Here is a 21,231-nt window from a genome sequence, read left to right on the forward strand (position 1 = left end):
AGGAGTGCACTGATGGGACTGGATACCGGCCTGGATCGTGACGAGGTGCTAGCCCTGATTCGCACCGCACTGGACGAGGATCTGCGCTACGGCCCCGATATCACCACGGTGGCAACGGTTCCCGCCGATGCGGCGGTTAAGGCATCGGTGGTTTCGCGCCAGCCGGGCACGGTGGCCGGGCTCGATATCGGTCTGCTCGTGCTCGACGAGGTGATCGGTGCGGGCAATTACGAAATCACCGATCGCGTCGCCGATGGCACCCGGGTCGAGCCGGGCCACTCCGTGCTCGGGCTGGTCGCGCCGACCCGCGGTCTGCTCACCGCCGAACGCACCATGCTCAACCTGGTCTGCCACCTGTCCGGCATCGCGTCCGCGACGGCCGCCTGGGTCGACGAGGTCGCGGGCACCGACTGCCGCATCCGTGACAGCCGCAAAACCCTGCCCGGCCTGCGTGCCCTGCAGAAATACGCGGTCCGCGTCGGCGGTGGCGTCAACCATCGCATGGGCCTCGGCGATGCCGCTCTGATCAAGGACAATCACGTGGTAGCCGCCGGTTCGGTGGTCGCCGCGCTCCGCGCGGTGCGCGAGCTGGCCCCCGATATCGCCTGCGAGGTCGAAGTGGACAGCCTCGAACAACTCGACGCCGTCCTCGCCGAAAACGTCGAACTGGTCCTGCTCGACAACTTCCCCCTCTGGCAAACTCAAGCCGCCGTCCAACGCCGCAACGCCCAGGCCCCCACCACCAAACTCGAATCCTCCGGCGGCCTGACCCTCGCCGACGCCGCCGACTACGCCCGCACCGGCGTCGACTACCTGGCCGTCGGCGCCCTGACCCACTCGGTGCGCGTCCTCGATCTCGGCCTCGACATGTAGCCGTCAGGCGGTGAGTTCACGCTCCAATGGCGTGCGGAATCGGGGGATGGCGCGAACTTCGCCGTACCAGGTGGCGATGCGGGCGGCTTCGGCTTCGATGAGAGATTCGGCTTCGGAGCCGATGTCTTCCAATAGGCGGTAGACGATTTCGCCGTCTTTGCGCTGGGCCCAGCCGCCGACTATGCGCCCGTTCCACCAGATGGTGGGACCGACGTTTCCGTTGCGGTCGAAGAGGGTTGAAGCGTGGGGGCCGAGGTACCAGTCGCGGGACTGCCAGCCCATGGGAGTGGGGTCGAGGGCCGGGAGTAGGGCGGCCCAGGGTTCGGACTCGGGGGTCGGGTCCTGGTCGTCGGCGAGTAGCAGACCGGTGGTGCCGTCGAGATCGACCTCCACCACATCGAGTTGGGCGAGGGCCTTGCGAACCTCGGTCAGGGTCCAGCCGGTCCACCACTTGATATCGGTGACGGGTGCGGGGCCGAAGGCGTAGAGCCACTGCCGGACGAGTTCGGCGCGTGCCGCATCGGCGGGCATGGTCGGAACGCCTTGCGGCAGCCAGGCTTCGATCGGCGCCCAAGTGTATTGGCTGCTCGTCCAACTGCCGTTCGGCCGACCGCGCACGATGCGCCCCTCCACACCGAGGATCACAAGCACCCAGGTGGTGATGCTGTTGGGACGCGAATATGCCTTGTCTGGAGCGGTATTGACCTGCGTGCGCAGCCGAGGTACGTCCTTGCTCAACTGTGCGCCGGTCGCGGCGCCACGTGCCAAAAGTGCCTTGTGCGTTTCGTCTTCGACATCGGCGAGCCAGGCGCGCACATCCCCGTCGACAACTCCGGCCTGCTCGATGAACCTCCCGTAGGTGCGACGTTGCTTCTCCGCCAACGCATCCGCGCACGACGCCTGCAATACCGGCAGCAATTCGACCGGCGCGATGAACATCGTGCGCCGCATCGCCAGCAGGCGCAGCAGCGTCCGATCGTCGTACAGCGCCTTCTCGACATGTGCGGGCTCAGCGGTGAGACTGCGCGCGCCCACCGACAGGTACACCGTCGCCGGATCGGTCGCATGCAGGACGACGAGGGATCGGACGATATCGGCAACTTCATCGGTGCGACACGCTGGTGTGAGCCGATGCCGTCGCGCCAGCCGGGCCCGTCGCTCCGCCGCATCAATCGAACGCATATGCGAATATTAGCGGTCAGATACCGAACTGCTGCGGATCCACCCCCAGCGCCTGGCATGCCTCCCGTATCGCCGCGATCTCGTTCTGATCGAAATTCCCGTCCGCATTGCCGATCATGATGCCGATCTGGACGACCGCATGCGCCTCGGTCGGCTTACCCGCCGGGACACGCGTGCCCCCGAAACACCGCCGAATTACACCGGCTGCCAGGCACGAACCAGATCGAGCAGTCCGGGAAAGCGGGCGTCGAGGTCCTCGATCCGCACCCGGCTGCGCCGCTCCAACCCGTACTGCCGCTGACGGGTGACACCGGCCTCGCGCAGCACTCGGAAGTGGTGCGTCAGTGTCGATTTCGGCCGATCGATCTCGAACCAGCCGCAGGAGCGATCGGTGTCGGGGGATTCGAGCAGCAGTTTCCGCACCATACCCAGCCGCAGCGGATCGCTGAGCACGCCGAGCACATCTTCCAGCCGCAGCTCGGCGCGCGTCGGCTCGGGCAGCGTGGTCGCGACGCTCTCGGTCGATGACATCGGGTCTCCTGCGGATCGTGATTTCTTAGTTCGACTTGAATCGTACTAGATGCTAAGTTCGATCTCCGTCGTACCAGTACGAGAAATGTCGAACTAGGAGGTCGGGATGACGACACTCGCGGTAAAACCCGAAACCGAGGTGCGCCGCGATGGCGCGGTATGGCTGGCGGCTTGGCCCGTACTCGCGGTCTTCGTGCTCTCGAATGCGCCGACCCCGCTGTATGTCGTGTGGCAGCACCGACTCGGCTTCTCTTCGGGCACGTTGACCGCCGTATTCGCCTGTTACATAGTCGGCTTGCTCGGCGCGCTGCTGGTCGCCGGTGTGGTCTCCGACCGCATCGGCCGCAAGCCCGTGCTGCTGCCCGCGGTGATCCTCGCGATGCTCGCCTGCGTGCTCTTCGCCACCGCGAATTCGGTTGCGATGCTGGCGATCGCGCGCCTGCTCACCGGAATAGCGGTCGGCGCGGCCGTTTCGGCGGGTATGGCGGCGGTGACCGATATCGGCGGCCCGGAGCGCAAACGCCTTTCCGCACTCGCGGCCTCATCGACCATGGTGCTCGGCGCGGGCTTCGGTCCATTGCTGGCGGGCCTGCTGTCACAGCTCGTTCCCGGCCCGACCGTCACCATCTTCGTCGTCGAAATCGTCTTACTCGCTTCGGCTTTCGCAGTCATAGCGCGGCTCGACCTGCCCGAGGTTGCGCGCGGGCGCGGCCCATGGATCCGTATCCCCGCGGTCGCCCCCGGTGGACGCACCGCCGTACTACTCGGCATCGCGGTATTCGCCCCGGGCATAACCGCGACATCATTCGTGCTCTCGCTCGGCCCCTCACTGCTGTCGAACCTGTTGGGGGCAACCAACCGAGTGCTCGCGGGCGGCCTCGCCTTTGTCATGTTCCTCGGCGCCACCGGTATCCAATTCGCGGTGCGCCGCCTGCGCTTGCGCACGATCCTGCTGGGCGGCACGGCGGCCACCCTGCTCAGCATGATCACCCTGGTGTCGGCGCTGCGGCTGACATCGATCGCGTTCTTCGCCGCCGCCGCGATCCTCGCTGGCATCGGCCAGGGCATGGGCCAATTCGGCGGTCTCACGGCCATCAGCGCGAATGTGCCGGGCGATCGACTCGCCGAGGCCAATGCCGCTCAGAATGTCGGCGGCTACCTGCCCGCCGCGTTGCTCCCGCTGTCGGCCGGATTCCTCGGTGACGCAATCGGTTTGCCCGCGAGCGCGACAACTTTCGCAGGCATTGTCGGTGCGGCCGCGGTGCTCGGCGCGGTATTCGTCGCGACTAGCCCCCCCACCACCGCGATAGGTCGGCGATAGCCGCATGTCATCATTCCAAGATGAGACACCTACTGCTGACGCTCGGCTGTGCGCTGTTCGCGGCGGTGTCGACGACAAGCCTTGTCGCACCGCCCGTTTCGGCCGAACCGGAATGCGCGGTCCAAGTGGACGTGCGACCGGTGACCCTGACAGTGGACGGCGAGGACGCCACCGGCCGGGTATACGAACCGTATCGCTGCGCTGTGGGCGATCTGACGCCGCGTGATCTGGTCGTCGCGGTCCACGGCCACGACGGCACCTCCGCCGACTACGCCGGATACCTGACCTCGATCGCCCGCCGCGCCGCGACCCCGATCCTGTCCATGGACGCCCGCGGCGCGACCAGTGTCTGGCGGACCGGCGACTGGAACCTGTGGGCGGGCCAGCGCGATATCGTCACCGCCACCCAGTGGTACAAGAACGAGCATCCGACGATCGGCCGCACCGTGCTGTGGGGCTGGAGTCAGGGCGGCACCATGAGCGGACTCGCGGTGGCGCACGGTCCGCAGGGACTCTTCGACTACTGGGTCGACAATTACGGCCCCGCGGACGATTTCACCATGTGGCTCGCGTCGGTGGGCGTCGATCCCGCACTGCCCGGTCAGATCGAACGCGATGCGGGCGGCTGCGCCCCGACGGTCTGCCCGCAGGCCTACGCCGAACGGTCGCCCGTTCTCCTTGCCGCCCGGATGAGTATGAAACGCGCCTTCCTCATCCACGGCACCGGTGACGATGTGGTGCCGTACCCGGCGACCCTGGAAATGCGAGCCGGACTGCTCGCCGCGGGGAAACCCACCTCGATGTACACGATCGTCGCCGGTCGCGACCTGAACGGCGCCGTGGTCCCGGGCGATCACAGCGTCGGTCCCGCGTACTTCGAGGGCGGTTGCGTCGTCGAACGTCTGCTCCTCGGCACCGAACCCGTCGACGGACCCGATCGCGACTATCTGGTCGACGTCGCTCGCGGTATCGTCACCGCCCCCGCGGCTCCGCCGAATACCAAATGCGCCGCGTAAGGGAACACCTGTCGGTGCGGTGTGGTTCATTCGGGCAGGACCGGATACAAGGAGAGGCGCAATGAAGCCGAATGACCCCGCGTACCACTGGAATGGCGCGGAATTGCACCTCGACGCGTATCTGGCACGCATCGGCTACACCGGGGACCGCACCCCGACGCCGGCCACCCTGCGCGCCCTCGTCTACGCGCACACCACCACGATCCCGTTCGAGAATCTGGAGTCCATTCTCGGTCGCTCCGTTCCGCTGGATCTGGAATCGTTGCAGGACAAGTTGATCCGGCACCGGCGCGGTGGCTACTGCTACGAGAATGTCGGCCTGTTCGCCGCCGCGCTGGAACGGCTCGGTTTCGGGGTGACCGGTCTCAGCGGCCGGGTCACCATGGGGGTATCCGACGGTCTGCGCCCGGCCACGCACGCCCTGCTGCGCGTCACCACCGGCGATGACGATCGCGTCTGGATCTGCGACGTCGGCTTCGGCTCCGGACCGCTCGCGCCCTATGAACTGGTCGAGGGCGGCGAATTCGCGCTCGGCGACTGGCGCTTCCGGCTCGAACACACCACCGGCGAACTCGACACCGACCTGTGGGTGTTGCACCAATTCGGCCGCGACGGCTGGATCGACCGGTACACCTTCACGCTGAATCCGCAGTACCGCATCGATTTCGCGGTGGGCAACCACTTCGTCTCCACCTCGCCGCGCTCGCCGTTCACCGCCCGACCGTTTGTGCAGCGCTTCCTCCCGGACGTCCACCACGTACTGGACAACCTCACCCTCATCACCGAATATCCGAACGGCACCAGCGAAACCCGCGAACTCGAACTCGCCGAACTTCCGAAAATCCTGATCGAGGTCTTCGATATCGAGCTGTCCGAACCCGATGCCGCTGCCCTCGCCCAAGGGCCGTGGCTCGCCTGAAGTCCGCACAGTCGTACCTGTTGCGGTCCACCCGGATCGTGACAGGAGGTGCGGATTCCTTCGTGCGGGCTACCTGACCTCGTCGCTATCGGCCACTACAGTCGGCCGGGTGCGTGCCAACCGGAATTTTCTCGTTCTGTTCGCAGCCACCGCCTTGGCCCTGAGTGGTTGCAGCTCAGGGCCGGACCAGCCCGACACCGTCGCCGGGCAGTTCGCCGATGCGCTCAGCCGGGACGATACCGCCGCGGCCGCCGCACTCACCGACGATCCGACCAAGGCCTCGGATGCACTGGGCAAGCTCTACGACGGACTCGGCAAGGACGTGAAATTCGAGGTCCGCGGCGTGGATAAGAACTCCTTCACCCTCGCCGCCACCTGGAAGTTCGGCAAGAACGAGTGGAGCTACACCACCAACGGTTCCGCCGGCGATTCCGGCGACGGCTGGAAGATCAAATGGGATCCCAACGCCATCGCACCCGGTCTCGCCCTCGGCCCGCTGAGCTACGCCACCACCTATCCGAAGCCCGCGCGCATTCTGGAGTCATCGGGCGGTGAGTTGATGACCGAGCAGGTGGTCACCCTGGTGAACGTCGCTCCCGGCGCCGATACCGCCGCGCTCGCCGCGGTGCTCGCCCCCGTCGCCGCCGACATCACCGCGCAGTCGCTGCAATCGGATCTGGCTGCGGCGCAGGGCAAGTCGATCACGGCGGTCACCCTGCGCGATGCCGATATCGCCCCGATCCAAACGGCGCTGGCCGCAGTCCCCGGCGTCACCCTCGCGCCGCAGACCCGCCTGCTCGCCACCGACAAATCCCTCGCGTCACCGGCGCTGTCCGGTCTCGCCGACCTGTGGCAGACCTCCGCCGACGCTGCGGCAGGCTGGGCGGTGCGGGCGCAGACCGCCGACGGCACCGAACGCGTCGCCGGTCAGGATCCGAAACCCACCGCGGATATCGTGACCACACTCGACACCGATCTGCTGCGCTACGCGGAGAGCGCATTGACGCCGATCGCCCAGCCCGCCGCGATCGTCGCAGTGCAACCTTCCACCGGAAAGGTGCTCGCCATCGCGCAGAACGCGGCCGCCGACGCCCAGGGGCCGATCGCGCTGACCGGCCTGTATCCGCCGGGTTCGACCTTCAAGACCGTCACTGTCTCGGCCGCTCTGCAATCCGGCGCTGTGACACCCGACACCATGCTGCCGTGCCCGGCCACCGCGAATATCGAGGGCCGCCGCATCCCCAACGACAACAACTTCGACCTCGGCAATGTCCCGCTGCACACCGCGTTCGCCCAGTCCTGCAACACCACCATGGGCCAACTCGCGGTGAATCTCGCACCGAACGGCCTGACCGATGCCGCGGCACAACTCGGCCTCGGCATCGACTTCGTCACACCCGGTCTGACCACCGTCACCGGCAACGTGCCGACCGCGGACACCCCAGCACTGCGCGTGGAGTCCGGTATCGGCCAGGGCAAGGTGACGGCCTCACCGTTCGGTATGGCGCTGGTCGCTGCATCCATCGCGCGCGGATCGATGCCGCTGCCGATGGTCGTCAACGGGCAGCCCGGCGTGGCCGATCACACCCCGGCGCCGCTGCCGCCGGCCACCGACGAGCAGCTGAAAACCATGATGCGCGAGACCATTACCGGCGGCACCGCCACCGCACTGCGCGATATTCCGGGCCTGATCGGCAAGACCGGCACCGCCGAGTACATCGATGACAAGCACGCGCACGGTTGGTTCGTCGGCATCGACGGTGACCTGGCCTTTGCCGTGTTCGTCAGCGATGCGAACAGCTCTGGTCCGGCCGTGGAGGCCGCGGGTCGTATGCTGCGTGCGCGGCATTGAGCGGTACTGTCGATCAGCACGGTATTAGCGTTCGGCGCGTGTGGGCGGCGAATATACCCCCGCAGCCGTGTGCCGAGGATTGCGCCCCGCTACACTCGTCGACTGAACGCGTTGATGGTCAATACGCGTCATATCACGATTTCGAGAAGGTTCGGAGTAGGCGCCATCGATACCGGTCAATTGATCGCGGAGCACTACCGCCTGGTCGAGCGGATTGGTAGCGGCGGCACAGGCGTGGTTTGGCGTGCCATCGACGAACGCCTGCAGCGCTCGGTCGCCGTGAAGCAGATCCACATCAAGCCCAGCCTGCCCGAAGCCGAGCGCGATGTGGTGCGACAGCGCGCGATCCGTGAGGCCCGCAATGCGGCGCGCTTCCAGCATCCGAATGCGATCGTGGTCTTCGATATCACCGAGCACAACGGCGACCCGTGCCTGGTGATGGAGTATCTGAAGTCGAAGAGTTTGGCGGGAGTGATCTCCGGGCAGGGGATGCTGCCGCTGACCCAGGTCGCGCGGATCGGCGAACAGGTCGCCTCGGCGCTCATCGCCGCGCATCACGCCGGAATCGTGCACCGCGATGTCAAACCGGGCAATATCCTGCTCGACGACACCGGCACGGTGAAGATCACCGACTTCGGCATCTCCCGCGCCACCGGCGACGTCACCCTCACCGAGACCGGTCTGATCTGCGGTACCGCCGCCTATCTCGCGCCGGAGGTCGCGCGCGGCGCCGACCCGACACCGGCCGCCGACGTATTCGCCTTGGGTGCAACGCTTTTCCACGCTCTCGAGGGCGAACCGCCGTACGGTGCCAGCGCCAACCCGCTCGCCGTGCTCTACGCCGCGGCGAACGGCCAGGTGAGTGAACCTCGGCACGCCGGCCCCGCAACCGACTTCCTGCTGGATCTGCTCAGCCCGGATCCCGCCGACCGGCCGACCATGCGTGCGGCCCGCGAACATCTTTCCGCGCTCGCCGATTCCGGACCGGTGCCCGCCGGATTCGTCCCGGCCAGTGAGGCTTTCGGTCGGCGCGGCGAATCCGCGACCCGTGCGCTGCGGCCACCCGCGAATCCGACGCCGGAGCACCAGCCGACCGCGCGGCAACCACGTCCGGCGCCGCCGCCGCGAAATTCCGTTCGTCCCGCCAGCTCCAGTGCATCGCATCCGACAACCGCCGCGCATCCGCGGACGGCGACACAGCCGCGTCCGGCGCCGCGCAAGTCCGGTGGCAAGCGCAAGGCCGTACTGGTCGGTGCGACTATCGGTGCGGTGGTGGCCGTCGTGGCCATCCTGATCGGTGCGCTGAATCAGTCGGGCACCAATACGCCGTCGGTGCAAGCGAGTCCGCCTTCGTCGTCCGCCTCGAAGGGCACCACTTCCACGGCTGCCGCGGGCTCGCCGGGGCAAACGAAGAGCGTCGGCGCGGCAGACTCGCGGCAATCCATCGATCAAGTGGTGGACTTCTACAACAACCTCACCTATCTGAGTTTCGCGGCTGCATGGAAACAGTTGACTCCCGCTGCCCAGCGGGTCTACGGCAGTCAGTCAGCCTTCCAGGATTACTGGACGCAGAATCGGGTCACAGGCTTCAACACTGTTGATGCGGCCGGTGGCGGTACAGGCACCAACCCAGACGGTTCGGTGGAAATCAATGTGGCCAGCGTGACCTATGCGGGCCAGAACAGGTCGGTGACGCTGCGGTTGATCAACCCTGGCAGCGGCGCCCCGCTCATTGACAGCGACACCCGCAGCGGCGACGCGCGCTAGTCACGGCTGCGGGTGCGGTGCTCTATCGGGCAACGGACCGCACCGAGGTCTGCGCCCAATTCGCCAGCAGCGCAAGGGCGGTGGCGCTCGGTGAATCCGCTTCGGTGGTGTGCATGATCAACCCCTGATCCGGATCGTCGGGCAGGCGCAAGGTTTCGAAGCCCAGATCTAGTCGGCCGACAACCGGGTGCAGATATGTGTACCGCCCATGCGTCTTGTCCTTGAGTTCGTGACGCTGCCACATGGCGCCGAAGTCGGCGGAGCTCGCGCTCAATTCCTCGATGAGCGAAGCGATTCCGGCATCGCCGGGATTGCGCGCCATATCCAGGCGCAGATACGCGACGACATCGGCGGCCTTGGCCGCCCAATCCTCGTACAGCTCCCGCATCCCTTCGTCGAGGAAGACCAATCGGGCCAGATTGCGCTCGCGGGGCGGGAGTGCGCCGAAATCGGTAATGAGCGCGGCGGCAAGGGAATTCCAGGCGAGCACATTGGTGCCGCGGCCCACGATGTAGGCGGGTACGTCGGCGGCCGCGTCGAGCAGTCTGCGCAATCCGGGACGGACTTCCTGTTCGGCCGGGGGCTCCTCGCCGGACCACGGCCGCGCCAGTCGATACAGATGCTCACGTTCTACCGGATTCAGCCGCAGCGCCTGCGCGACGGCATCCAGCACCGACTCCGAAAAGTGCAGGGTGCGGCCCTGTTCCAGACGCACATAGTGATCGACACTGACCCCGGCCACCATGGCCAACTCCTCGCGGCGCAGACCGGGCACCCGGCGGCGGCTGCCGTAATCGGGCAGGCCGACCTCCTCCGGGCTCAGCCGCGCCCGCCGGGAACGCAGGAATTCGCCGAGTTCGGCACGTCGATCCAGACTCACGTCATCCAGTATCCAGCCGGTTGCCTGGGCGCATCCTGGTCATGCCGTGCCCAGGCTCGCGCGGCGCTGTTTACCGCCGCCCTGCGCGCCGAAAGTAGTGATCACCGCCGGAACGGTTCCGGCAGTGAACGGAGACGGACACGATGAGCAACACCCGCCCCCTCGGTGACACCGGCATGGACATCACCCCGCTCGGCTTCGGCACCTGGATCTTCGGCGGATCCGGTTGGCAGTACTCATGGGGTGCCACCGATGACGCCGAATCGATCGCCGCCATTCGACACGCAGTGCACGCCGGAATCAACTGGATCGATACCGCAGCCGCCTACGGCGTCGGCCACGCCGAAGATGTGGTCGGCCGCGCGCTCGCCGACATCACGGAAGCCGAGCGGCCCTATCTCTTCACCAAAACTGGCCTGATCTGGGAAGCAGGCGACGACCGTTCCGGCCCGCCGCGCCGGATCATGCGGCCCGATGTGGTGCGCAAGGAAATCGAGGATTCGCTGCGTCGACTGCGCGCCGAGCAGATCGACCTCTACCTGGTGCACTGGCCGGACACCGGTGCGTTGTTCGTCTACGGCGCCGAGGGTGAGGCCAATGACCAGGCGACTCAGCTCGAGGAGTACTGGCAGGTCATGGCCGATCTGAAGAAGGAAGGCAAGGTCCGTGCCATCGGCCTGTCCAACCACGACGCGGCCCAACTGGCGGTCGCCGAATCCATCGCCCATGTCGATGCGATCCAGCCGCCGTTCTCGGCGATCAACCGCTCGGCCGCGGCCGATATCGCTTGGGCACACGAGAACGGCACCGGCGTGATCGTCTACTCACCACTGCAATCGGGCCTGCTCACCGGCACATTCACCGAGGAACGCCTGCGCAATCTGCCCGACGAGGACTGGCGCGGTTCGCATCCGGACTTCACCACCGGCCTGTCCGCCAAGCTCGCCCTCGTCGAAGCCATGCGTCCGATCGCGGCTCGCCATGGCGTGACCGTTGCCGAGGTGGCCCTGGCCTGGGCGACCGCATGGCCCGGCATCACCGGCGCGATCGTCGGCGCACGTAACGCCACCCAGATCGACGGCTGGCTCGGTGCTCGTGACCTGGCGCTCAGCACCGATGATCTCGCGGCAATCGAGACCGCCATCACCACGACCGGCGCGGGCACCGGCCCCGCCCGCGCGTAATTTCCGAGGAACCACCATGACACTGCACGTCGTCGCCGAATTCCGCGCTGACTCGGGCCGCGAAGACCGCCTACGCACGGCACTCGAGGCAATGATCGAACCGTCCCTCGCCGAGCCCGGCTGCCTGACCTACCACCCCTACACCGACCCCAACGACCCTTCCCACATGGTGCTCGTCGAGGAGTGGACCACTCCCGAAGCCCTCGACGAACATTTCACGACGCCACATTTCTTCCATGTGCGCGACGTACTCGACCAGATCCTCGCCGAACCGATGATCATCAAGCGCCTCGTCTCGGCCTGACACCCGTCGCGCCCCGGTCCACTATCGGACCGGGGCAGGCGGCCGTACTCCGCGCCACATCCGGAGACCGCAGCGGATAACGGGTGGCACCGGACCGATAGGCTGGTAGCTGGAGCGGAGCGGAGGATACCGACCGCTCGGCGTCGGGCACGGCGTCCAAGGATCAGGACAGACAGGATCGCAGACCTCATGACATCCCGCATCGAGCTCGCCCGCGTTGATCTGCGCGGCCGTACTCCCTCCGCTGCCGAGCTGCGCACCGCGCTGCCGCGCGGGGGAGTCGACGTGGACTCGGTGCTGCATCAGGTGCGACCGGTGGTGGAGGCGATCCGGGATCGCGGGGTCGCGGCGGCGCTGGAGTTCAGCGAGCAGTTCGACGGCGTGATTCCGGCGAGCGTGCGGGTGCCCGCAGCCGAGTTGGAAGCCGCATTGGAAAAGTTGGATCCGGCCGTGCGGAATGCACTCGAGGTCGCGATCGAACGGACCCGCAAGGTGCACGCAGATCAGCGACGCACCGATACCAGCACCGAGGTCGTGCCCGGCGGCACGGTCACCGAGCGGTGGGTTCCGGTCGAGCGGGTGGGGCTCTACGTGCCCGGCGGCAATGCCGTCTACCCGTCGAGCGTCGTGATGAATGTGGTGCCCGCGCAGGCGGCGGGTGTCGACTCGCTGGTGGTGGCCTCGCCGCCGCAGGCGCAGCACGGCGGGCTGCCGCACCCGACCATCCTGGCGGCCGCGAAGCTGCTCGGGGTCGAGGAAGTGTGGGCCGTCGGCGGTGCGCAAGCCATCGCGCTGCTGTCCTACGGTGGTAGCGATACCGATGGAGCGCAGCTCGAGCCGGTCGACCTGATCACCGGTCCCGGCAATATCTTCGTGACGGCCGCCAAGCGCCTGTGCCGCGGCGTGGTCGGCATCGATGCCGAGGCGGGCCCCACCGAGATCGCGATCCTGGCCGATGCCACCGCCGATCCGGTCCACGTTGCCGCCGATCTGATCAGCCAGGCCGAACACGATGTGCTCGCAGCCAGCGTGCTCGTCACCGACAGCGTTGAACTCGCCGATGCGGTGGACGCCGCGCTCACCACCCAGATGACGGTGGTCAAGCACGGGCACCGGGTGCGAGAGGCATTGTCCGGCAAGCAATCCGGCACCGTGCTCGTCGACGACATCGAGCAGGGTCTGCGGGTGGTGAATGCCTACGCCGCCGAACATCTGGAGATCCAGACCGCCGATGCGCCTGCCGTCGCGGCCCGAGTGCGCAGTGCCGGCGCGATCTTCGTCGGTGCGTATGCCCCGGTCAGCCTGGGCGACTACTGCGCGGGCTCCAATCACGTACTCCCGACGGCGGGTTGCGCGCGGCACTCCTCGGGCCTGAGTGTGCAGACCTTCCTGCGCGGTATCCACGTCGTCGAATACACCGAGACCGCACTGAAAGATGTCGCCGGTCACGTGGTTGCCCTGGCCAATGCCGAGGACCTGCCCGCGCACGGCCAGGCTGTACAAGCGCGATTCGAGGCACTGGCATGACGCCGGGGCGTGACGGGGTGGGCATGAACACAGCCACCGTGCCCGGCTCCGGCGTCAGCCTGGACGACCTGCCGCTGCGCGAGAATCTGCGCGGCAAAAAGCCTTACGGCGCACCACAATTGACGGTGCCGGTGCAGCTGAACACCAATGAGAACCCGCACCCGCCGAGTCGGGCCCTCGTCGACGACGTCGCCGAATCCATTCGCGCCGCCGCCGCCGACCTGCACCGCTACCCGGACCGCGACGCCGTCGCCCTGCGCACCGACCTGGCCGAATACCTGACCCGCCAGACCGGCACCGCGGTGACCACCGCCAATGTCTGGGCGGCCAACGGCTCCAACGAAATCCTGCAGCAACTGCTGCAGGCCTTCGGCGGCCCCGGCCGCAGCGCACTGGGTTTCGTGCCGTCGTACTCGATGCACCCGATCATCTCCGAGGGCATCGATACCGAATGGGTCGAGGCCAACCGCAATGCCGACTTTTCCCTCGATATCGATTACGCGCTCACCGTCGTCGCCGAGCATCGACCCGATGTCATCTTCGTGACCAGCCCCAATAACCCGACCGGGCACAGCATTCCGCAGGCTGACCTGGCCCGGATCCTGGCCACCGCACCGGGCATCGTGGTCGTCGACGAGGCATACGGCGAATTCTCCGCCGAGCCGAGCGCGATCGCCCTGATCGACCGGTATCCGACGAAACTCGTGGTCAGCCGGACGATGAGCAAGGCCTTCGCCTTCGCGGGCGGCCGCCTCGGCTATCTGGTCGCCGCCCCCGCGGTGATCGACGCGATGCTGCTGGTGCGACTGCCGTATCACCTGTCGGTGGTCACCCAGGCCGCCGCCCGTGCGGCTCTGCGCCATGCCGACGAAACCCTCGCCAGCGTCGCCGAACTGGCGGCACAGCGGGACCGGGTCGCGGAAGCGCTGGCCGCCATGGGTTTCGAGGTGATCCCCAGCGATGCCAACTTCCTGCTGTTCGGTCGTTTCGCCGACGCCCCCCGCGCCTGGCAGCACTACCTGGACCGCGGCGTGTTGATCCGCGACGTCGGAATTCCGGGATATCTGCGCGCGACCATCGGTCTGGCCGCCGAGAACGACGAATTCCTGCGCGTCAGCGGCACATTGGCCGATACCGACCTCACCATCCGATGAATCCGCCTGTGGAGGAAGCAAAGATGAATCGCACCGCGCGGGTGGAGCGCGTCACCAAGGAATCGAATATCGTCGTCGAATTGGACCTCGACGGCACCGGCAAGACCGACATCTCCACCGGTGTCCCGTTCTACGATCACATGCTGACCGCGCTCGGCGCACACGCAAGCTTCGATCTGACGGTGCGCGCCGAGGGCGATATCGAGATCGAGGCGCACCACACCGTCGAGGACACCGCCATCGTCTTCGGCCAGGCGCTGGGTAAGGCACTGGGCGACAAGTCCGGCATCCGTCGCTTCGGCGATGCGTTCATTCCGATGGACGAGACCATGGCGCACGCTGCGGTAGACGTCTCCGGCCGCCCGTACTGCGTACACACCGGCGAACCCGATCACCTGCTGCACGCGGTGATTCCCGGTTCCGGACCCGGTGCCCCGTATTCGACAGTGCTCAACCGGCACGTTTTCGAGTCGATCGCGCTGAACGCCCGTATCGCCCTGCACGTGCGCGTGCTGTACGGCCGCGACCAGCACCACATCACCGAGGCCGAATTCAAGGCGGTCGCGCGGGCATTGCGCGCCGCCGTCGAACTGGATCCGCGAGTGAGCGGTGTGCCGTCGACGAAGGGCACGCTGTGACAATGAAATCCGTCGCTCTGCTCGACTACGGCTCCGGCAATCTGCACTCCGCGAACCGCGCGCTGATCCGCGCGGGCGCGAACGTCGAGGTGACCGCCGATGCCGATATCGCGCTGGCCGCCGATGGCCTTGTCGTTCCCGGCGTCGGTGCGTTCGCCGCGTGCATGGCCGGACTACGCGAGGTGAAAGGGGAGCGCATCATCGGTCAGCGGCTGGCCGGTGGTCGTCCGGTACTCGGTATCTGCGTCGGCATGCAGATCCTGTTCGAGCGCGGGGTGGAATTCGGTGTGGAAACCGAAGGATGCGCGGAATGGCCGGGTGTGGTCGAGCGCCTGTCCGCACCTGTGCTGCCGCACATGGGCTGGAACACGGTGTCGGCTCCTACCGACAGTGTCCTGTTCGCCGGAATGGCCAGCGATACCCGTTTCTATTTCGTGCACTCCTATGCCGCACAGACCTGGGACCTGCCGCCGAGTGAACACTTCGCCACGCCGAAGCTCACTTGGGCCGAACACGGCGTCCCATTCCTGGCGGCCGTCGAGAACGGTCCGCTGTCGGCGACGCAGTTTCATCCCGAAAAGTCCGGCGATGCGGGCGCGCAGTTGCTCCGCAATTGGGTGAACTCGCTGTAAACACCCGCTGGCCAGGCGATTTGACATCGTGCACGCCGGTAAGTAACTTTATCCAAGTCAGAGCGACACGGACACCGACCCGGAGCCCAAAGCGCAGCGGAAACGTTGAGCACAGTGGCCTGGGAAACGAGGTAGTACGAGGAGCGCCTGACGATCACACTGGTTCGGACGGATCCTGATTTTGCGTCGGGGGTCGGCTGGACTAAGCTTCACCAAGTTGCCTCACTGAAGCCCCGGATTTACGCCGGTGTGAATGTGTGTGCGTGTGTTCTTTGAGAACTCAATAGTGTGTCGATGAATGTCAGTGCCAAATATTTTTTTGGTTCCGGCTCCTCAAACCCCCGTTTGGGTGGGCTGGACATTTTAGTCAGCAAATACTTTTTGCTGGCGTTTGATTTTGCCAAGGTTTTCGGACTCTGGTTAATTCTTCTGATTGCATCCTTTTGGGGTGTGGTTGAGAGTCTTCAACGGAGAGTTTGATCCTGGCTCAGGACGAACGCTGGCGGCGTGCTTAACACATGCAAGTCGAGCGGTAAGGCCCTTCGGGGTACACGAGCGGCGAACGGGTGAGTAACACGTGGGTGATCTGCCTCGTACTTCGGGATAAGCCTGGGAAACTGGGTCTAATACCGGATATGACCACGGGATGCATGTCTTGTGGTGGAAAGATTTATCGGTGCGAGATGGGCCCGCGGCCTATCAGCTTGTTGGTGGGGTAATGGCCTACCAAGGCGACGACGGGTAGCCGACCTGAGAGGGTGACCGGCCACACTGGGACTGAGACACGGCCCAGACTCCTACGGGAGGCAGCAGTGGGGAATATTGCACAATGGGCGGAAGCCTGATGCAGCGACGCCGCGTGAGGGATGACGGCCTTCGGGTTGTAAACCTCTTTCGACAGGGACGAAGCGTGAGTGACGGTACCTGTAGAAGAAGCACCGGCCAACTACGTGCCAGCAGCCGCGGTAATACGTAGGGTGCGAGCGTTGTCCGGAATTACTGGGCGTAAAGAGCTTGTAGGCGGTTCGTCGCGTCGATCGTGAAAACCTACCGCTCAACGGTGGGCTTGCGGTCGATACGGGCGGACTAGAGTACTTCAGGGGAGACTGGAATTCCTGGTGTAGCGGTGAAATGCGCAGATATCAGGAGGAACACCGGTGGCGAAGGCGGGTCTCTGGGAAGTAACTGACGCTGAGAAGCGAAAGCGTGGGTAGCGAACAGGATTAGATACCCTGGTAGTCCACGCCGTAAACGGTGGGTACTAGGTGTGGGTTTCCTTCCACGGGATCCGTGCCGTAGCTAACGCATTAAGTACCCCGCCTGGGGAGTACGGCCGCAAGGCTAAAACTCAAAGGAATTGACGGGGGCCCGCACAAGCGGCGGAGCATGTGGATTAATTCGATGCAACGCGAAGAACCTTACCTGGGTTTGACATACACCAGAAAGCGGCAGAGATGTCGCCCCCCTTGTGGTTGGTGTACAGGTGGTGCATGGCTGTCGTCAGCTCGTGTCGTGAGATGTTGGGTTAAGTCCCGCAACGAGCGCAACCCTTATCTTATGTTGCCAGCGCGTTATGGCGGGGACTCGTGAGAGACTGCCGGGGTCAACTCGGAGGAAGGTGGGGACGACGTCAAGTCATCATGCCCCTTATGTCCAGGGCTTCACACATGCTACAATGGCCGGTACAGAGGGCTGCGATACCGTGAGGTGGAGCGAATCCCTTAAAGCCGGTCTCAGTTCGGATCGGGGTCTGCAACTCGACCCCGTGAAGTTGGAGTCGCTAGTAATCGCAGATCAGCAACGCTGCGGTGAATACGTTCCCGGGCCTTGTACACACCGCCCGTCACGTCATGAAAGTCGGTAACACCCGAAGCCGGTGGCCTAACCCTTGTGGAGGGAGCCGTCGAAGGTGGGATTGGCGATTGGGACGAAGTCGTAACAAGGTAGCCGTACCGGAAGGTGCGGCTGGATCACCTCCTTTCTAAGGAGCACTTCTCCAGACATGCCAACACAGGTTGGATGTTGTTCTGGCAGAGACCGTTTCGGACTCACATGTAGTCCGGCGGACGCTCATGGGTGGAACACTGACATGTGCCTCGAATTGCCGGAAGCCTGAGTGCTTTCGGTTCGGGGATGTAATCGACACACTGTTGGGTCCTGAGAGAACAGACGTTCTTTCCAGGCAAGATAACGACGAGATTGGGCCGCAGTCATACCGGCTTCTTCGGAAGTGCTGGTGCTGTATCGGGTTTCAGTCTTGTGTGTTGTTTGAGAACTGCACAGTGGACGCGAGCATCTTTGTTTGTAAGTGTTTAAGAGCGTACGGTGGATGCCTTGGCACCAGGAGCCGATGAAGGACGTAGGAGGCTGCGATAAGCCTCGGGGAGCTGTCAACCGAGCTGAGATCCGAGGATTTCCGAATGGGGAAACCCAGCACGAGTGATGTCGTGTTACCCGCATCTGAATATATAGGGTGTGTGGAGGGAACGTGGGGAAGTGAAACATCTCAGTACCCACAGGAAGAGAAAACAATAGTGATTCCGTGAGTAGTGGCGAGCGAAAGCGGATGAGGCTAAACCGTTCAGATGTGATACCCGGCAGGGGTTGTCTGGACGGGGTAGTGGGAGCATTCTTCCCTGATCTGCCGGTCAGGGCGACAGTGAGAAACCGTTGTGTTAGTTGAAGTGGTCTGGAACGGCCTGCCATAGACGGTGATAGTCCGGTAAATGAAAACTCAACGGCTGTTGTGGATGTTTCCCGAGTAGCAGCGGGCCCGTGAAATCTGCTGTGAATCTGCCGGGACCACCCGGTAAGCCTGAATACTCCCTGGTGACCGATAGCGGACTAGTACCGTGAGGGAAAGGTGAAAAGTACCCCGGGAGGGGAGTGAAATAGTACCTGAAACCGTGCGCTTACAATCCGTCAGGGCCTGCGAGTGACTTTGTCACTGTGGGTGATGGCGTGCCTTTTGAAGAATGAGCCTGCGAGTTAGTGGCATGTGGCGAGGTTAACCCGTGTGGGGTAGCCGTAGCGAAAGCGAGTCCGAATAGGGCGTTTCGAGTCGCGTGTTCTAGACCCGAAGCGGAGTGATCTACCCATGGCCAGGGTGAAGCGACGGTAAGACGTCGTGGAGGCCCGAACCCACTTAGGTTGAAAACTGAGGGGATGAGCTGTGGGTAGGGGTGAAAGGCCAATCAAACTCCGTGATAGCTGGTTCTCCCCGAAATGCATTTAGGTGCAGCGTCACGTGTTTCACACCGGAGGTAGAGCTACTGGATGGTCTAGGGGGCCTACAAGCTTACCGAAATCAGCCAAACTCCGAATGCCGGTGTGTGAGAGCGTGGCAGTGAGACTGCGGGGGATAAGCTTCGTAGTCGAGAGGGAAACAGCCCAGATCGCCGGCTAAGGCCCCTAAGCGTGTACTAAGTGGAAAAGGATGTGGAGTCGCGAAGACAACCAGGAGGTTGGCTTAGAAGCAGCCATCCTTGAAAGAGTGCGTAATAGCTCACTGGTCAAGTGATTCTGCGCCGACAATGTAGCGGGGCTCAAGTACACCGCCGAAGCCGCGGCATTCACACAATACATCCGCCATCTTCTACGGAGGGTGGTGCAGTGGTGTGGATGGGTAGGGGAGCGTCCTACAGCCATGGAAGCAGCAGCGTGAGCTAGTTGTGGAGGCTGTGGGAGTGAGAATGCAGGCATGAGTAGCGAAAGACGAGTGAGAAACTCGTCCGCCGAATGACCAAGGGTTCCTGGGCCAGGTTAATCCGCCCAGGGTGAGTCGGGACCTAAGGCGAGGCCGACAGGCGTAGTCGATGGACAACGGGTTGATATTCCCGTACCCGTGTATCCGCGCCCAATGGCGAATCAGTGGTGCTAAGTATCCAAAAGCGGATGGACTCCCTTCGGGGAGCCGGAAGTGGCTGCATACGACCCTTGCTGTAGTAGTCAAGCGATGGGGTGACGCAGGAAGGTAGCTGGGCCAGTCAGTGGTTGTACTGGTGTAAGCCTGTAGGGCGAGACATAGGCAAATCCGTGTCTCATGTGCCTGAGAGGTGATGCGTAGCCGATTGAGGTGAATTCAGTGATCCTATGCTGCCGAGAAAAGCCTCTAGTGAGTTGGTACACGGCCCGTACCCCAAACCGACACAGGTGGTCAGGTAGAGAATACTGAGGCGATCGAGAGAACTGTGGTTAAGGAACTCGGCAAAATGCCCCCGTAACTTCGGGAGAAGGGGGACCCGGTCTGGTGATGAGATTTACTCTCGGAGCTGGGTTGGGTCGCAGAGACCAGAGAGAAGCGACTGTTTACTAAAAACACAGGTCCGTGCGAAGTCGTAAGACGATGTATACGGACTGACGCCTGCCCGGTGCCGGAAGGTTAAGAGGACCGGTTAGCCAGTAATGGCGAAGCTGAGAATTTAAGCCCCGGTAAACGGCGGTGGTAACTATAACCATCCTAAGGTAGCGAAATTCCTTGTCGGGTAAGTTCCGACCTGCACGAATGGCGTAACGACTTCTCTGCTGTCTCAACCACAGACTCGGCGAAATTGCATTACGAGTAAAGATGCTCGTTACGCGCGGCAGGACGAAAAGACCCCGGGACCTTCACTATAGCTTGGTATTGGTGTTCGGTACGGTTTGTGTAGGATAGGTGGGAGACTGTGAAGCGGGCACGCCAGTGTTTGTGGAGTCATCGTTGAAATACCACTCTGATCGTATTGGACCTCTAACCTCGGGCCATGATCTGGTTCAGGGACAGTGCCTGGTGGGTAGTTTAACTGGGGCGGTTGCCTCCTAAAATGTAACGGAGGCGCCCAAAGGTTCCCTCAGCCTGGTTGGCAATCAGGTGTCGAGTGCAAGTGCACAAGGGAGCTTGACTGTGAGAGTGACAGCTCGAGCAGGGACGAAAGTCGGGACTAGTGATCCGGCACCGGCAAGTGGAAGCGGTGTCGCTCAACGGATAAAAGGTACCCCGGGGATAACAGGCTGATCTTCCCCAAGAGTCCATATCGACGGGATGGTTTGGCACCTCGATGTCGGCTCGTCGCATCCTGGGGCTGGAGTAGGTCCCAAGGGTTGGGCTGTTCGCCCATTAAAGCGGCACGCGAGCTGGGTTTAGAACGTCGTGAGACAGTTCGGTCTCTATCCGCCGCGCGCGTCAGAAACTTGAGGAAGGCTGTCCCTAGTACGAGAGGACCGGGACGGACGAACCTCTGGTGTGCCAGTTGTCCTGCCAAGGGCACTGCTGGTTAGCTACGTTCGGAAGGGATAACCGCTGAAAGCATCTAAGCGGGAAGCCTGTTCCAAGATGAGGTTTCTCACCACCTTCGAGTGGTTAAGGCCCCCCACAGACCATGGGGTTGATAGGCCAGAACTGGAAGCCCGGTAACGGGTGTAGGTGACTGGTACTAATCGGCCGAGGACTTACCAACGAAGAAGCTACGCGTC

The 21,231-nt window shown here is 64.0% G+C and carries 16 protein-coding genes and 2 rRNA genes; 14 read left to right on the forward strand and 4 right to left on the reverse strand.

Annotated features, from left to right (window positions below; all coding sequences use genetic code 11):
• Positions 1–12: 12 nt before the first annotated feature.
• Positions 13–873, forward strand: coding sequence for a carboxylating nicotinate-nucleotide diphosphorylase (nadC, locus tag OIE68_RS44820; RefSeq protein WP_327096938.1), 861 nt, complete (start codon positions 13–15; stop codon positions 871–873).
• Positions 874–876: 3 nt separating this feature from the next.
• Here nadC and OIE68_RS44825 read toward each other — a convergent pair whose 3' ends face one another.
• Genes OIE68_RS44825 through OIE68_RS44835 form a run of 3 tightly spaced genes read right to left on the reverse strand, consistent with a single transcriptional unit; the run spans position 877 to position 2,586 of the window.
• Complete coding sequence (locus OIE68_RS44825; RefSeq protein WP_327096939.1) at positions 877–2,055, reverse strand: winged helix DNA-binding domain-containing protein; 1,179 nt, start codon at positions 2,053–2,055, stop codon at positions 877–879.
• Positions 2,056–2,071: 16 nt separating this feature from the next.
• Positions 2,072–2,266, reverse strand: a complete 195-nt coding sequence (locus OIE68_RS44830) for a tellurite resistance TerB family protein (RefSeq protein WP_327102032.1) — start codon at positions 2,264–2,266, stop codon at positions 2,072–2,074.
• Positions 2,251–2,586 (reverse strand): ArsR family transcriptional regulator, encoded by a 336-nt coding sequence (locus OIE68_RS44835; protein ID WP_327096940.1) that lies wholly within the window; start codon positions 2,584–2,586, stop codon positions 2,251–2,253. Before OIE68_RS44835 ends, OIE68_RS44830 begins: the two co-directional genes overlap by 16 nt.
• 106 nt (positions 2,587–2,692) lie before the next feature.
• On the opposite strand from OIE68_RS44835, the gene OIE68_RS44840 reads away from it, so the two are divergent.
• From OIE68_RS44840 to OIE68_RS44860, 5 genes are all read left to right on the forward strand, one after another.
• Positions 2,693–3,907, forward strand: a complete 1,215-nt coding sequence (locus OIE68_RS44840) for an MFS transporter (protein ID WP_327096941.1) — start codon at positions 2,693–2,695, stop codon at positions 3,905–3,907.
• A 20-nt stretch (positions 3,908–3,927) separates the two neighbouring features.
• Positions 3,928–4,923 (forward strand): alpha/beta hydrolase family protein, encoded by a 996-nt coding sequence (locus OIE68_RS44845; protein ID WP_327096942.1) that lies wholly within the window; start codon positions 3,928–3,930, stop codon positions 4,921–4,923.
• Positions 4,924–4,984: 61 nt separating this feature from the next.
• Positions 4,985–5,842, forward strand: coding sequence for an arylamine N-acetyltransferase (locus OIE68_RS44850; protein ID WP_327096943.1), 858 nt, complete (start codon positions 4,985–4,987; stop codon positions 5,840–5,842).
• 109 nt (positions 5,843–5,951) lie between these two features.
• Positions 5,952–7,694, forward strand: a complete 1,743-nt coding sequence (locus tag OIE68_RS44855) for a penicillin-binding transpeptidase domain-containing protein (protein ID WP_327096944.1) — start codon at positions 5,952–5,954, stop codon at positions 7,692–7,694.
• A 114-nt stretch (positions 7,695–7,808) separates the two neighbouring features.
• A complete protein-coding gene (locus OIE68_RS44860; protein ID WP_327096945.1) occupies positions 7,809–9,461 on the forward strand; it encodes a serine/threonine-protein kinase in 1,653 nt (550 codons plus the stop codon).
• 22 nt (positions 9,462–9,483) lie between these two features.
• On the opposite strand, the gene OIE68_RS44865 is transcribed toward OIE68_RS44860, so the two are convergent.
• A complete protein-coding gene (locus OIE68_RS44865; RefSeq protein WP_327096946.1) occupies positions 9,484–10,341 on the reverse strand; it encodes a helix-turn-helix transcriptional regulator in 858 nt (285 codons plus the stop codon).
• Between the two features lie 143 nt (positions 10,342–10,484).
• Here OIE68_RS44865 and OIE68_RS44870 point away from each other — a divergent pair, with 143 nt between their 5' ends.
• From OIE68_RS44870 to OIE68_RS44905, 8 genes are all read left to right on the forward strand, one after another.
• Entirely contained in the window at positions 10,485–11,525 is a 1,041-nt protein-coding gene (locus tag OIE68_RS44870) for an aldo/keto reductase (RefSeq protein ID WP_327096947.1), read from the forward strand.
• 16 nt (positions 11,526–11,541) lie between these two features.
• Entirely contained in the window at positions 11,542–11,829 is a 288-nt protein-coding gene (locus OIE68_RS44875) for a putative quinol monooxygenase (protein ID WP_327096948.1), read from the forward strand.
• A 189-nt stretch (positions 11,830–12,018) separates the two neighbouring features.
• Entirely contained in the window at positions 12,019–13,356 is a 1,338-nt protein-coding gene (hisD, locus tag OIE68_RS44880; RefSeq protein WP_327096949.1) for a histidinol dehydrogenase, read from the forward strand.
• A gap of 23 nt (positions 13,357–13,379) precedes the next feature.
• A complete protein-coding gene (locus OIE68_RS44885; protein WP_327096950.1) occupies positions 13,380–14,510 on the forward strand; it encodes a histidinol-phosphate transaminase in 1,131 nt (376 codons plus the stop codon).
• 23 nt (positions 14,511–14,533) lie between these two features.
• Positions 14,534–15,148: an imidazoleglycerol-phosphate dehydratase HisB gene (gene hisB, locus OIE68_RS44890; protein ID WP_040688866.1), complete on the forward strand. Its 615-nt coding sequence runs from the start codon at positions 14,534–14,536 to the stop codon at positions 15,146–15,148.
• 2 nt (positions 15,149–15,150) lie between these two features.
• The gene (gene hisH / locus OIE68_RS44895; RefSeq protein WP_419150654.1) at positions 15,151–15,780 is read left to right on the forward strand and encodes an imidazole glycerol phosphate synthase subunit HisH; all 630 of its coding nucleotides are present in this window, start codon (positions 15,151–15,153) and stop codon (positions 15,778–15,780) included.
• A gap of 464 nt (positions 15,781–16,244) precedes the next feature.
• Positions 16,245–17,761 (forward strand): 16S ribosomal RNA (locus tag OIE68_RS44900).
• Positions 17,762–18,082: 321 nt separating this feature from the next.
• Positions 18,083–21,215, forward strand: a 23S ribosomal RNA gene (locus OIE68_RS44905).
• Together the 16S and 23S rRNA genes form the textbook arrangement of a ribosomal RNA operon.
• The last annotated feature ends 16 nt before the right edge of the window (positions 21,216–21,231 follow it).

Origin of the sequence: Nocardia vinacea (assembly GCF_035920345.1) — a bacterium.
Lineage (GTDB): Bacteria > Actinomycetota > Actinomycetes > Mycobacteriales > Mycobacteriaceae > Nocardia > Nocardia vinacea_A.

What these genes read in the sequence shown, in the direction of transcription:
- nadC (WP_327096938.1), top strand. Translation starts at nt 13, where the DNA reads ATGGGACTGGATACCGGCCTGGATCGTGACGAGGTGCTAGCCCTGATT.
- OIE68_RS44825 (WP_327096939.1), bottom strand. Translation starts at nt 2,055, where the DNA reads ATGCGTTCGATTGATGCGGCGGAGCGACGGGCCCGGCTGGCGCGACGG.
- OIE68_RS44835 (WP_327096940.1), bottom strand. Translation starts at nt 2,586, where the DNA reads ATGTCATCGACCGAGAGCGTCGCGACCACGCTGCCCGAGCCGACGCGC.
- OIE68_RS44840 (WP_327096941.1), top strand. Translation starts at nt 2,693, where the DNA reads ATGACGACACTCGCGGTAAAACCCGAAACCGAGGTGCGCCGCGATGGC.
- OIE68_RS44845 (WP_327096942.1), top strand. Translation starts at nt 3,928, where the DNA reads ATGAGACACCTACTGCTGACGCTCGGCTGTGCGCTGTTCGCGGCGGTG.
- OIE68_RS44850 (WP_327096943.1), top strand. Translation starts at nt 4,985, where the DNA reads ATGAAGCCGAATGACCCCGCGTACCACTGGAATGGCGCGGAATTGCAC.
- OIE68_RS44860 (WP_327096945.1), top strand. Translation starts at nt 7,809, where the DNA reads ATGGTCAATACGCGTCATATCACGATTTCGAGAAGGTTCGGAGTAGGC.
- OIE68_RS44870 (WP_327096947.1), top strand. Translation starts at nt 10,485, where the DNA reads ATGAGCAACACCCGCCCCCTCGGTGACACCGGCATGGACATCACCCCG.
- OIE68_RS44875 (WP_327096948.1), top strand. Translation starts at nt 11,542, where the DNA reads ATGACACTGCACGTCGTCGCCGAATTCCGCGCTGACTCGGGCCGCGAA.
- hisD (WP_327096949.1), top strand. Translation starts at nt 12,019, where the DNA reads ATGACATCCCGCATCGAGCTCGCCCGCGTTGATCTGCGCGGCCGTACT.
- OIE68_RS44885 (WP_327096950.1), top strand. Translation starts at nt 13,380, where the DNA reads ATGAACACAGCCACCGTGCCCGGCTCCGGCGTCAGCCTGGACGACCTG.
- hisB (WP_040688866.1), top strand. Translation starts at nt 14,534, where the DNA reads ATGAATCGCACCGCGCGGGTGGAGCGCGTCACCAAGGAATCGAATATC.
- hisH (WP_419150654.1), top strand. Translation starts at nt 15,151, where the DNA reads ATGAAATCCGTCGCTCTGCTCGACTACGGCTCCGGCAATCTGCACTCC.